Origin of the sequence: Pseudomonas sp. H3(2019) (assembly GCF_007713465.1) — a bacterium.
Lineage (GTDB): Bacteria > Pseudomonadota > Gammaproteobacteria > Pseudomonadales > Pseudomonadaceae > Aquipseudomonas.
In genome coordinates, this window is record NZ_VMSG01000019.1 from 125,254 (window position 1) to 138,690 (window position 13,437).

Annotated in this window: 10 protein-coding genes; 8 read left to right on the top strand and 2 right to left on the bottom strand. The window is 59.9% G+C overall.

Features of this window, described 5'->3' with window-relative positions:
• Positions 1–84 precede the first annotated feature (84 nt).
• The 7 genes from FPT12_RS19405 to FPT12_RS19435 all read left to right on the top strand — a co-directional run bounded on the left by FPT12_RS19405 (position 85) and on the right by FPT12_RS19435 (position 11,518).
• Positions 85–2,388 carry a YgiQ family radical SAM protein gene (locus FPT12_RS19405; protein ID WP_145018667.1) on the top strand — a complete coding sequence of 768 codons (2,304 nt, stop codon included), beginning with the start codon at positions 85–87 and terminating at the stop codon, positions 2,386–2,388.
• 202 nt (positions 2,389–2,590) lie between these two features.
• The gene (locus FPT12_RS19410; RefSeq protein ID WP_145018670.1) at positions 2,591–3,511 is read left to right on the top strand and encodes an NAD synthetase; all 921 of its coding nucleotides are present in this window, start codon (positions 2,591–2,593) and stop codon (positions 3,509–3,511) included.
• Positions 3,508–3,960, top strand: a complete 453-nt coding sequence (locus FPT12_RS19415) for a hypothetical protein (RefSeq protein WP_145018673.1) — start codon at positions 3,508–3,510, stop codon at positions 3,958–3,960. Before FPT12_RS19410 ends, FPT12_RS19415 begins: the two co-directional genes overlap by 4 nt.
• 125 nt (positions 3,961–4,085) lie before the next feature.
• Positions 4,086–4,604: a hypothetical protein gene (locus FPT12_RS19420; RefSeq protein WP_145018676.1), complete on the top strand. Its 519-nt coding sequence runs from the start codon at positions 4,086–4,088 to the stop codon at positions 4,602–4,604.
• Between the two features lie 173 nt (positions 4,605–4,777).
• A complete protein-coding gene (locus FPT12_RS19425) occupies positions 4,778–8,053 on the top strand; it encodes a DUF2126 domain-containing protein (protein ID WP_145018679.1) in 3,276 nt (1,091 codons plus the stop codon).
• Positions 8,054–8,141: 88 nt separating this feature from the next.
• A complete protein-coding gene (locus FPT12_RS19430; RefSeq protein ID WP_145018682.1) occupies positions 8,142–10,628 on the top strand; it encodes a circularly permuted type 2 ATP-grasp protein in 2,487 nt (828 codons plus the stop codon).
• Entirely contained in the window at positions 10,628–11,518 is an 891-nt protein-coding gene (locus FPT12_RS19435; RefSeq protein ID WP_145018685.1) for a transglutaminase family protein, read from the top strand. The genes FPT12_RS19430 and FPT12_RS19435 overlap by 1 nt, the downstream gene beginning before the upstream one ends.
• A 111-nt stretch (positions 11,519–11,629) precedes the next feature.
• Here the strand turns inward: FPT12_RS19435 and FPT12_RS19440 are convergent, their stop codons facing one another.
• A complete protein-coding gene (locus tag FPT12_RS19440) occupies positions 11,630–11,821 on the bottom strand; it encodes a hypothetical protein (RefSeq protein WP_145018688.1) in 192 nt (63 codons plus the stop codon).
• A 68-nt stretch (positions 11,822–11,889) separates the two neighbouring features.
• Entirely contained in the window at positions 11,890–12,477 is a 588-nt protein-coding gene (locus tag FPT12_RS19445) for a TIGR00730 family Rossman fold protein (protein ID WP_145018691.1), read from the bottom strand.
• A gap of 342 nt (positions 12,478–12,819) precedes the next feature.
• Here FPT12_RS19445 and azu point away from each other — a divergent pair, with 342 nt between their 5' ends.
• On the top strand, positions 12,820–13,266 hold the full coding sequence (gene azu / locus FPT12_RS19450; protein ID WP_145018694.1) for an azurin: 447 nt from the start codon (positions 12,820–12,822) through the stop codon (positions 13,264–13,266).
• Positions 13,267–13,437: the final 171 nt, after the last annotated feature.

Below are 13,437 nucleotides of genomic sequence, written 5' to 3' on the forward strand. Positions count from 1 at the left end.
CGACCTTTGTGGTCGGAATTGGTTAAATTTTGTGCTATATTCCGCGCCCGCGAAATTCAATGAAAGCCAACACCGGTTATCGACATGCAAGCAGCCAAGCCGTTATTTGACTATCCAAAATACTGGGCCGAATGTTTCGGGCCAGCGCCATTCCTGCCGATGAGCAGGGAGGAGATGGATCAGCTCGGATGGGATTCCTGCGACATCATCATCGTCACCGGTGATGCCTACGTCGACCACCCGTCGTTTGGCATGGCAATCATCGGCCGGCTGCTGGAGTCCCAGGGCTTTCGCGTCGGGATCATTGCCCAGCCAAACTGGCAGTCCAAAGACGACTTCATGAAGCTCGGCGAGCCGAACCTGTTCTTCGGTGTCGCGGCCGGCAACATGGACTCGATGATCAACCGCTACACCGCCGACAAGAAAATCCGTTCCGATGATGCCTACACCCCTGGTGGCCTGGCAGGCAAACGTCCGGATCGCGCGAGTCTGGTTTACAGCCAGCGCTGCAAGGAAGCCTACAAGAACGTGCCGATCGTTCTCGGTGGCATCGAAGCTTCCCTGCGCCGCATCGCGCACTACGATTACTGGCAGGACCGGGTGCGCAACTCGATCCTGATCGACGCCTGCGCCGACATCCTCCTGTACGGCAACGCCGAGCGGGCGATCGTCGAAGTTGCCCAGCGCCTGTCCTACGGCCACAAGATCGAAGACATCACCGACGTGCGCGGCACCGCGTTCATTCGTCGTGATACACCGCAAGGCTGGTACGAAGTCGATTCCACGCGCATCGACCGTCCGGGCAAGATCGACAAGATCATCAACCCGTACGTCAACACCCAGGATACTCAGGCCTGCGCCATCGAGCAGGAAAAAGGCCCGGTCGAAGATCCGGAAGAAGCCAAGGTCGTGCAGATTCTGGCAAGCCCGCGGATGACCCGTGACAAGACCGTGATCCGTCTGCCGTCGGTGGAAAAGGTTCGTGGTGACGCCGTTCTGTACGCCCACGCCAACCGCGTGCTGCACCTGGAAACCAACCCGGGTAACGCCCGCGCGCTGGTTCAGAAGCACGGCGAAGTCGATGTCTGGTTCAACCCGCCACCGATTCCGATGACCACCGAAGAAATGGACTACGTGTTCGGCATGCCTTACGCACGTGTTCCGCACCCGGCGTATGGCAAGGAGAAGATCCCGGCCTACGACATGATCCGTTTCTCGGTGAACATCATGCGCGGCTGCTTCGGCGGCTGCACCTTCTGCTCGATCACCGAGCACGAAGGCCGGATCATCCAGAACCGTTCCGAAGAATCGATCATTCGCGAGATCGAAGAGATCCGCGACAAGGTCCCAGGTTTTACCGGCGTGATCTCCGACCTCGGTGGCCCGACCGCGAACATGTACCGCATCGCCTGCAAGAGCCCGGAAATCGAATCCGCGTGCCGCAAGCCGTCGTGCGTGTTCCCCGGCATTTGCCCGAACCTCAACACCGATCACTCGTCGCTGATCCAGCTGTACCGCAGCGCTCGTGCCTTGCCGGGTGTGAAGAAGATCCTGATCGCCTCCGGCCTGCGTTACGACCTCGCGGTCGAGTCGCCGGAATACGTCAAAGAGCTGGTGACCCATCACGTCGGCGGCTACCTGAAGATCGCCCCGGAACATACCGAGGAAGGTCCGCTCAATCAGATGATGAAGCCGGGCATCGGCAGCTATGACAAGTTCAAGCGGATGTTCGAGAAGTACTCCAAGGAAGCCGGGAAAGAGCAGTACCTGATTCCGTACTTCATCGCCGCCCACCCGGGCACCACCGACGAAGACATGATGAACCTGGCCCTGTGGCTCAAGGGCAACGGCTTCCGTGCGGATCAGGTGCAGGCGTTCTACCCGTCGCCGATGGCCACCGCCACCGCGATGTATCACTCGGGCAAGAACCCGCTGCGCAAGGTCACTTACAAGAGTGACGCCGTGACTATCGTCAAGAGCGAAGAGCAGCGTCGTTTGCACAAGGCGTTCTTGCGTTACCACGATCCGAAAGGCTGGCCGATGCTGCGTGAAGCGTTGACCCGCATGGGCCGCGCCGACCTGATCGGGCCGGGCAAGAACCAGCTGATCCCGCTGCACCAGCCGGCCACCGACAGCTACCAGAGCGCCCGTCGCAAGAACTCGACGCCAGCCGGTAGCCACAAAGTGGCAGGCGAGAAGACCACCAAGATCCTGACCCAACACACCGGTTTGCCGCCGCGTGCCAGCGATGGCGGTAACCCGTGGGACAAGCGTGAACAGGCCAAGGCTGCGGCGTTCGCCCGCAACCAACAGGCCGCCAAGGAACGCAAGGACGCCGCCAAAGGCAAAGGGCCAAAACCTGCGCGCAAGCCAGTCGTGCCGCGTTGATCGCAGCCTAGAAAACAAAACGCCAGCCTCGTGCTGGCGTTTTGCTTCATAGGCGCTGGAGAACTTGTTTGTTAAGGTGGCGCCCATTAATTGCCATCGCAGGCAAGCCAGCTCCCACAGGGGAATGCATTCCAGATGTGAGAGCCGGGTTGGCCCGCGATGAGGCCGGCATGGCCACTCTCTACTTCAAGGAAGAACACCCATGAGCAACCCCCTGCTCGGCATCGGCATGGACTCCAATCGTTCCCAGTTCATGGCGCGCCAGCGCATCGAAAGTGAAATCAACCTGCCGCGCCTGTTCGCGGCCATCGATGCCGACCCCGGCATTGTCGGCGCGGGTGTCGTGTATATCGATGCCGACTTTAATGTGATCACCCTGCGTGAATTCAAGCCCCTCTGTAGCATTACGCCCAAGCGCGTAATTCTGCGGGAGGCGCAGAAGTACATTGCCCCCACGCAATTTGCTGAACATGTGGTGAGTAATCCACGTGAGTCCCGCCTGATTGGCGAGGCGATGAATACCGGTATTTCGTGTATAGGTGCTGTCCTCAGCTGGGCTGCGATTGCCAGCGGAACCATTTTGGTTCCCTTCAGTGCTGGCGCGAGCTCCGTCATTGTTGTGGTCGGCTACGCCGCTGCTGGAGCAAGCGGACTCCAGTGTTTCAATGGTATTGCTCGAACGGTACTTGAGGTCGCCAGGCCCGAGGGAAATGATTGGCTCGACAGCGAGGCGTGGTATCAGAATGCTTCAACTGTTTTGGACGCAGTATCGCTAGCTGGAGTAGGCGCATCCGCCCTGACGACGATTAAACTCGTCAATGTCGCTAAGGCGGCCACAGGCAAGAGCCTGCGTGAGGTGCTTCGTGGGTTGAATCGCCAGGAAAGAGCGAAGCTCACAAAAGAACTGTTGACCATCAATGACCCCCGCCTGACATCGAAGATGCTCAAGCTCAAGCAGTTGTCGGGCGAGCTGCCCAAGCGTTTTACCCCGACTCAACTTAAGTACAGCACCAAGACCCAAATTAAAGATGCCTTAGGCGCAACGGTGGGCTTTGGTGGGAGTGCTTATACGGGCAACGTAAAAACCATCGCATTGGGGTTGTATGAGGAAGTCGGCGAATGAGCGAGCTGATGACGCTTCGTGATTTTTTCAGGCATTACTTCCTTACTTTTATCGGTGGTGTATTTGCGGCCTATTTTTCCTTGGGCTTCGCTACCGCGCTTTCCTTTGCGACCTATTTTCGTGATGCTCCTCTTGCTGGAGGTTTGGGCTTTTCAATCATGCTTGCCGGAGCGTTTCTGACCCTGTTAACGGTCCATAGCAATTTCATGATTTTGCGGGGGCGACCGTCTTGGGTGTGGGTAATGGTGGGTATTTACTTCGCGTGCTTTTTGTTTGTGCTTCCAATGATTCAATACGAACCCCACGCCGTTCTTTATGACCTTGCTTTGGTTTTTCCGCTGTTTGGCCTCTTGATACTCAACAGTGCCGTTCAGCGAGATATGCGTATTAAGCTCGTGGAAATCCGCCATCTTCGGCAGGCATTAAAAGCCCGGCATAAAAACCGATAGGTACCACGGCACGGCTCGTCATCTGGGTACTCTCACCACCCACCCTCACACTCCCCGGCGAGACCTCAATCGCCATCTATCACAAGTAAGTGATTGCTCAAGTTTTCAACTCAAGGAAGAACACCGTGGCCCGCCGCAAGAAATCCTCCGCGCAGCAACTCACCGACGACAAACTCATGCAGTTGAAGTTCGCCCACTGGCTGGCCTGGCAACCCTATGTGCGACGCTATGGTTGGATTCATATCGCGGTCATGATGATGACGACATTCGCCATGTCATTGACCGGTTCGGTCTTCAACGAAGTATTTTTCCCACACGACTATCCGATGATGGAGTACTTCATCTTCGCCATGATGGGAGGTGTCGTGGTGATGTCCGCGTGTCTCGTTGCGCTGATCCGTGGTTACCCCAACGCCGTCTGGGGGTTGTTCACGATGTTGGTGTTTTGTCTGTCCATCACGTTGCTGGCGATGATCGAGGCGAATCATCTGGGGTTTGTCTGGATAGCCGCTGTGCCGTCGCTGATCGGCTTGTACTTGATGAGCACGCGTCGCTACCAGCGTGGGATCAAGGTGCTGCAAGTGGGCGCCCGAATCCGTCAGCGACTCAAACGCCTCGAAGCGAGCCCCAAGCACGCTCTGTGAGCCCACGCAGCAGCGGCTTGCTACATCTGCGTGCAACAAGCCCGAACCCAATTCCCGCATCGCCCGATTTTGGTGCTGTACTGCCCTAAGCAAATCTGTGAAAGCGCCGGCGCTCCTGGGTGGCATAAGTCTTGCGCGCTTTGTTTCCATGCCCTGGCTCGCAGGAGGCCGCCGTGTCGATTCATGTCGCGTTGCACCATGTCACGCATTACCGCTACGACCGCGCTGTCGAACTCGGCCCGCAGATCGTTCGCTTGCGCCCGGCGGCCCATAGCCGTACGCGGATTCTTTCCTATGCGTTAAAAGTGTCGCCAGTGCAACACTTCATCAATTGGCAGCAAGACCCCCAGGGCAATTACCTGGCGCGGTTGGTGTTCCCGGAGAAAACCACGGAGCTGCGGATCGAAGTCGATCTGCTGGCCGAGATGGCGGTGTTCAATCCGTTCGACTTCTTCCTTGAGCCCTACGCGGAAAAAATTCCCTTCGCTTATGCCACAGACGAACAGCGTGAGCTGGCGCCGTACCTGGAAACCCTGCCGCTGACGCCGACGTTCAAGGCCTACCTTGACGGCATCGACCGCACACCGCTGCCCGCCGTGGATTTTCTGGTGGCCCTTAACCAGCGGCTGAGCGACGACATCGGCTACCTGATCCGCATGGAACCGGGCGTGCAAACACCGGAATACACCCTGGAACACGCCTCGGGTTCTTGCCGCGACTCGGCCTGGTTGCTGGTGCAATTGCTGCGCAACCTCGGGCTGGCGGCGCGATTCGTTTCCGGTTACCTGATCCAGCTCACCGCTGACGTCAAAAGCCTCGACGGTCCTTCCGGCACTGAGGTGGACTTCACCGATCTACACGCCTGGTGTGAGGTTTATCTGCCCGGCGCCGGATGGATCGGCCTGGACGCGACTTCCGGGCTGTTTGCCGGCGAAGGGCATATTCCGTTGGCCTGTAGCCCCGATCCGTCCTCCGCGGCGCCGATCAGTGGCCTGGTCGAACCGTGCGCGTGTGAATTCAGCCACGAAATGTCGGTAGAGCGGATTTGGGAGGCCCCACGCGTTACCAAACCCTACACCGAAGACCAGTGGCTGGAGATCCAGGCGCTGGGCCGGCAGATCGACGCCGACCTGCAAGAGGGCGATGTGCGCCTGACCATGGGCGGCGAGCCGACGTTCGTCTCCATCGACGACCCGGACGGTGCCGAGTGGAACACCGCCGCGCTCGGGCCAGACAAGCGTCGATTGTCTGCCGAGCTGTTCCAGCGCCTGCGCAAACATTACGGACCCAAGGGCCTGGTGCATTTTGGCCAGGGCAAGTGGTACCCCGGCGAGCAACTGCCGCGCTGGTCGCTGAACTGCTACTGGCGGCGAGATGGCGTGCCGATCTGGAACAACAGCGCGCTGATTGCCAATGAACAGCAAGACTACGGCGCCGATGGCAAATTGGCCGGGCGGTTTCTGGCGAGTGTCGCCGAGCGTTTGAAGCTGCCTGCACGCTTTGTATTTCCAGCCTACGAAGACAACCTCTACTACCTCTGGCGCGAAGGTGCGTTGCCGGTCAACGTCAGCGCTGAAGACTCACGGCTGAGCGACGAACTCGAGCGCGCGCGCCTGCACAAGGTCTTCAGTCAAGGTCTGGACAAGGTGATTGGCCAGGTGTTGCCGCTGGCGCGCACCGCCAAGGGCGATCAATGGCAGAGCGGTCGCTGGTACCTGCGTGACAGTCACTGCCGACTGGTGCCGGGAGATTCACCTCTGGGCTATCGCTTGCCGTTGGCTTCGCAACCGTGGGTGACGGCGGCAGAGTATCCGTTCGTGCACCCGGTCGATCCGAATCAGGATTTGCCGGAGCTGCCCGACGCCGCCAGTTTGCAGGCCCATGGCGAGCCGGCCACCGTCGATGAGCGCGCACCGAAAGTCGACCAGTCCGCCGATTGGCTGACCCGCACTGCGCTCTGCGCCGAGGCTCGGGAAGGGCGGTTGTACCTGTTCATGCCGCCGCTGGAACGCGTCGAGGATTACCTCGAACTGGTCAGCGCCATCGAAGCCACTGCCGAGGAACTGCATTGCCCGGTGTTGCTGGAAGGTTATGAGCCGCCGAGCGATCCACGCCTGAGCAACTTCCGTATTACTCCGGACCCCGGCGTCATCGAAGTCAACGTGCAGCCGTCCGCCAGTTGGGACGAGTTGGTGGAGCGCACCGAATTCCTCTACGAAGAGGCGCGCCAGACCCGGTTGACCACCGAGAAATTCATGATCGACGGTCGGCACACCGGCACCGGTGGCGGTAACCATTTCGTACTCGGTGGTGCGACGCCGGCCGACTCACCGTTTCTGCGTCGCCCGGATCTGCTGCGCAGTCTGATCAGCTACTGGCATAACCACCCGTCGCTGTCCTACCTGTTTTCCGGTCTTTTCATCGGCCCGACTTCCCAGGCCCCGCGGGTGGACGAAGCGCGCAACGATGCGTTGTACGAGCTGGAAATCGCCTTCGCGCAGATGCCGAAACCCGGCGAAGAGTGTGCGCCATGGCTGGTGGACCGCTTGCTGCGCAACCTGCTGATCGACGTCACGGGTAACACCCACCGTGCCGAGTTCTGCATCGACAAACTCTATTCGCCGGATGGCGCCACTGGGCGCCTCGGTCTGCTGGAACTGCGCGCCTTTGAAATGCCACCCCACGCGCGCATGAGCCTGGCTCAGCAACTGTTGCTGCGGGCGCTGGTGGCGCGGTTCTGGCGCGAGCCGTATGCGCCAGTCAAGCTGGCCCGTTGGGGCACCGAGTTGCATGACCGTTTCCTGCTGCCGCACTTCATCGAGCAGGACTTTGCCGATGTGATTGTCGATCTCAACGCCGCCGGCTATGCATTGCGCGATGAGTGGTTTGCCGCGCATCTGGAGTTCCGTTTCCCAAAGGTCGGTGATTACGCGGTCAGCGGCATCGAGCTGGAACTGCGTCAGGCGCTGGAGCCTTGGCATGTGCTGGGTGAGGAGGGCTCGGCCGGCGGCACGGTGCGTTATGTCGACTCGTCGCTGGAGCGTTTGCAGGTCAGGCTCACAGGCCTGGCGCCGCAGCGTTATGTGCTGACCTGCAACGGCATTCAGGTACCGCTGCAACCGACCGGGCGAGTCGGCGAGTTTGTCGCGGGCGTGCGGTTTCGCGCCTGGCAACCGGCCAACTGCCTGCAACCGACCATCCCGGTGCACGCGCCGCTGGTGTTCGACCTGCTCGACACCTGGATGCAACGCTCGTTGGGCGGTTGTCAGTACCACGTCGCCCATCCGGGCGGGCGCAACTACGACAGCCTGCCGGTAAACGCCAATGAAGCCGAGAGCCGGCGGATGGCGCGGTTCTTCCGTCTTGGCCACAGCCCGGGAACCTTGCCGGTGCCAACGCTGACCCTTAACGACGAGCTGCCGATGACGCTCGATTTGCGACGTTTCTGAATCAGACACGACGTCCGGATTTTTCGTCTATCCGGGCGTCAAAGGTCTGCGTTAATCTGACTTTTCATTGCTGGCTGCCGAGCTTTCCATGCCTGACCTGCTTGACCGTTACCCGCTTACGGCGGGCACCTATCATGAGCTGCTCGACGATAGCGGTGCCGTGCGCCCGCACTGGCGACGGCTGTTCGATCAGTTGCAACGCAGCACACCCGCGCAATTGCTGCAGCGGCAAGCCTTGCTGGCGCGGCAGATTCAGGAAAACGGCGTCACCTACAATGTTTACGCCGACCCCAAAGGTGCTGATCGTCCATGGGAACTGGACCTGCTGCCCCATGTGATGGCGGCTGATGAGTGGCAGCAGTTGTCCGCCGGGATCGCCCAGCGTGCGCGTTTGCTCAACGCGGTACTGGCGGATTTGTATGGTCCGCAGCGCTTGATTGCCGAAGGCCTGCTGCCGGCAGAACTGGTGTTCGGTCATAACAATTTCCTCTGGCCCTGTCAGGGCATTCAGCCGCCGGACGGGGCTTTTCTGCATCTGTACGCAGTGGATTTGGCGCGCACGCCCGATGGGCGCTGGTGGGTCACGGCGGACCGGACTCAAGCACCGTCCGGTGCCGGTTACGCGCTGGAAAACCGCACCATCGTGTCGCGGGCCTTTCCAGAGTTGTACCGGGATTTGCAGGTGCAGCATTTGGCCGGGTTCTTCCGCACCTTGCAGGAAACCCTCACGCGTCAGGCGCCGAGTGCCGATGAAGTGCCGCTGGTGGTGTTGCTGACGCCAGGACGATTCAACGAGAGCTATTTCGAGCACCTGTACCTGGCTCGCCAACTGGGTTATCCACTGGTTGAAGGCGGTGACCTGACCGTGCGCGATGCCACGGTTTACCTGAAAACCCTGAGCGGCCTGCGTCGGGTTCACGCGATCATGCGTCGGCTCGATGATGATTTCTGCGATCCGCTGGAGTTGCGCACCGACTCGGCGCTCGGCGTGCCGGGCCTGCTTGATGCAGTGCGACAGGGACGGGTGCTGGTGGCCAATGCCTTGGGCAGTGGCGTACTGGAGTCGCCGGGGCTGTTGGGCTTTTTGCCGAAGATCAATCAATTCCTGTTCGGCGAAGAACTGATCCTGCCGTCCATTGCCACCTGGTGGTGCGGCGAGCCTCCGGTGTTGGCGCAGGCCCTGGAGAAAATGCCTGAACTGCTGATCAAACCGGCGTTCCCCTCGCAAAGCTTTGCCTCGGTATTGGGCCGTGACTTGAGTGAAAAACAGCGCCAGGAACTCGCTGAGCGCATGCAGGCACGGCCTTATGCCTATGTGGCGCAAGAACTGGCGCAGCTGTCGCAGGCGCCGATCTGGCAAGCCGAAGACGGTCAGTTACAGCCCCGGGCCATTGGCATGCGCGTTTACGCGGTGGCCAGTCAAGACGGCTATCGGGTGTTGCCCGGCGGCTTGACCCGGGTTGCGGCCGAGGCCGATGCCGAGGTGGTGTCGATGCAGCGCGGCGGCGCGAGCAAGGACACCTGGGTGTTGGGCGAGCGAGCGCCGATGGGCGAGCAATGGAAAGCCCAGCGAACTCTCGGCGTGCACGATCTGGTGCGACGCGATCCCTACCTGCCGTCGCGGGTGGTCGAAAACCTGTTCTGGTTCGGTCGCTATTGCGAGCGCTGCGACGACAGCGCGCGGCTGCTGCGGATCATGCTCACGCGTTACGTCGACGGCGACGATCCGCAAGCCTTGCAGGCCGCGGTCGATCTCGGTGAAAGCCTGTTGTTATTGCCCGACGAAGGTGAATTGCCCGAGCGTTTGCTGACGGCATTGTGCGGTGATGACTGGGCCTTCAGCCTGCGTTCCAATCTGCAACGCTTGCAGTGGTCGGCCTCCCAGGTGCGCGGCAAACTCTCACGAGAGAACTGGCAGGCGTTGGTGGAGTTGCAGCGCGATGCCTCGGTGCTGGAAACCGAAGAGCCGGATTTTGGCGAGCGGCTGGACTTCCTCAATCGCCTGGTCATGTCGCTCGCGGCGCTGTCGGGCTTTGCGCTGGACGACATGACCCGCGACGAAGGCTGGCGCTTTTTGATGATCGGTCGGCGGATCGAGCGATTGCAGTTTCTCGGCAGTAGCCTGGCGGCGTTCCTGCGTGGTGCCGGGGCGTTTGATCAAGCCGGGCTGGAATGGCTGCTGGAACTGGGCAACAGCAGCATCACCTACCGTTCCCGTTATCTGGCGGTGGCGCAGTTGATTCCAGTACTCGACGTGTTGCTGCTCGATGAGCAGAACCCTCATGCGGTGCTGTTCCAGCTGAAGCTGGTGACCCGCACCCTCAAGCGCTTGAACGACGACTTTGGTGCGCCGCGCGATATGGCGTTGCCTTCGTTGCTGGAGCGGCTTGCGCGATTCGATCTCGGTTGTCTGGAGAACGCGTTGTTCGGCGAAACCAGCGTCAGGGCAGCCCTCGATGGTTTGGCGGATCTGCTGCAAGAAATCGCCGATGTCAGTAATCAGGTGTCGGATCGCCTCGCGTTGCGGCATTTCGCCCATGTCGATGATGTCAGCCAACGTACGGTGTCCGTCTGATGAGCGCTCGTTACCAGATTCTCCACGACACCCATTATCACTACGACAGCCCGGTGTCGCTGGCCCAGCAGCTCGCCCATTTGTGGCCACGGTACTGCGCCTGGCAGCGCTGTACCGAGCAGCAATTGCAGATCAGCCCGGAGCCGACTTCGCGCCGCGATGAGCTGGACGTGTTCGGCAATCCGCTGACCCGGCTGGCGTTTGAAAGGCCTCACGACGAATTGCTGGTCAATGCCCGGCTGACCGTCGAAGTGCTGAGCCGGCCAGTGCGCGATTTCAATCAATCGCCGGCCTGGGACATGACCCGCAGCGCGTTGACCTACAGCAGTCAGCCGATTGCTCCGCAGTTACTGGACGCGTGCCGCTATCGGTTCGAGTCGCCGTATGTGCACTTGAAGAGCAGCTTCGTCGAGTTCTCCGAAAGCTGTTTTGCGCTGGGCCGTCCATTGATGCTGGGCGTTCAGGCGTTGATGGAGAAAATCTTCAGCGAGTTCACCTTCGATGCCGAGGCGACCCAGGTCGCGACGCCGCTGGTGGAAGTGCTGGAACGTCGGCGTGGCGTTTGCCAGGACTTTGCGCACCTGATGCTCGCCTGCTTGCGTTCCCGCGGATTGGCAGCGCGTTACGTCAGCGGTTACCTGCTGACCCAGCCACCACCGGGCCAGCCACGGTTGATCGGCGCCGATGCGTCCCACGCCTGGATCTCGGTGTTTTGCCCGGTGCTGGGCTGGGTCGATTTCGACCCGACCAACAACGTGCAACCGGCGCTGGAGCACATCACCCTGGCCTGGGGCCGGGATTTCTCCGATGTCTCGCCATTGCGTGGGGTGATTCTGGGCGGCGGCAGCCATGACCCGGAAGTGCAGGTGACCGTCATGCCACTGGAGTAATGGAGATCTACTGTGGGGTATTGCAGACTGGGCTGTGAGGGTCGGCAGCATGACTGCCGACCCTGGACACAGATCCGGTGGGTTTGATCGGAACATCAAACCCTGTGGGTCTCAGGCGTCGGGCGCCTGATCTTTCGGTGCTTCAACATCATCTTCTGCAGCCACTTCACCTTCTGCTTCCGGGTTCAGTGCGCCGGTTTCTTCATCGGCGGCAGCTTTCTTGCGTTGCAACTTTTCCTCTTTCTTCTGCTCTTTGGCCAAGTCTCTTTGACGTTTGGCGAAGGAGTAATTAGGTTTAGCCATGGGCGATCCTCTGGGGTCGAAGGTGAGGTTGAGCGGCGCGTATTCTGCCTTTAAACCGGGGACAAGGGTTAGCTGGGTTTTTGCCCTGCCCATTTTGGTGCTACCAACGGTTGCCAGGCATCCAGGGCATCCAGCAGATCCTGCGGCGATTCGCTCATTTGCAGCATGTCACGGTGATGCTCGCGAACGAAGCCTTCGCCGACGACATGATCAAGAAATGCAGTGAGTTTGCTGTAAAAACCGTTCACTTCCAGCAAGCCCAGCGGTTTTCCGTGGTAACCGAGCTGGCCCCAGGTCCAGACTTCGAACAGCTCTTCAAACGTGCCTAGGCCGCCCGGTAGCGCGATAAACGCGTCGCTCAGCTCGGCCATGCGCGCCTTGCGTGCGTGCATGCCGTCGACCACTTCCAGGCGTGTCAGGCCGGTGTGGCCGATTTCCGAGTTTTTCAGGCTTTCGGGAATGATCCCGATCACTTCGCCACCCGCCGCCAGTGCGGCATCGGCAACGATGCCCATCAAGCCGACAGCACCGCCGCCGTACACCAGCGTCAGCTTGCGCCGGGCCAGTTCCTGGCCGAGGGCGATCGCGGCTTCCCGATACGCCGGGTCAGTGCCTGTGCTGGCGCCGCAAAATACACAAACAGACGCTAAAGACATGCCTTACTCCATGGTCGGTGATGGCCCCAGAGTAATGGCTGATCGTGGGCGTTCCAAGGGCTAATCCTCGTAGCGGGGGGCTTCATAAGTGCCGCTGGCACCACAGGCGTAGGCCGCGAGCAAACTGCACAACAGGCTATTGAAGAACATGACGGGCGCTCCAGAATGGGATGACAAACCGATCATAGGTGCGCGCCAGAGGTTTGGCCGGTTAATTGTTTCGATCAATGTCATAGCCTGAAAGTTGTATACAATTCTTGATGCAAGTCATAGGCACTTTCAAAAATTTCAGGCAGTCTTTACGCGATACGGATTTTGTTAACCCTGCCTTGGAGATTCACCATGTTTGCCAAACTCGTTGCGGTATCCCTGCTGACACTGGCCAGCAGCCAATTGATGGCTGCAGAGTGCAAGGTCGATGTCGACTCCACCGATCAGATGTCCTTCACCACGAAGGAGATCACCATCGACAAGAGCTGCAAAACCTTCACCGTCAACCTGACCCACTCCGGCAGCTTGCCGAAGAACGTCATGGGCCATAACTGGGTGCTGAGCAAGACCGCAGACATGGCGGGTATCACTACCGATGGTATGGCCGCCGGCATCGACAAGGATTACCTGAAGGCCGGTGACACTCGCATTATCGCCCACACCAAAATCATCGGTGCCGGCGAGAAAGACTCGGTGACCTTCGATGTGTCCAAGCTGACCGCTGGCGAAAGCTATCAGTTCTTCTGCTCGTTCCCGGGCCACAACTCGATGATGAAAGGCGCTGTTGTCCTGAAGTAATCAGCAAGGCCCGGCAGTCATGAAAACGCTCCTCCGGGGCGTTTTTTGTTTGCGTGCGTGAAAAATCCACTCAGAGCATCTGCTGATGCAACCCCTACCGCTGGTCGGAAAGCACGGCCGACCTGTTATTTCTGACAGTGGTCAGCGCCTCGGGGCGAGGTGTTAGATGAG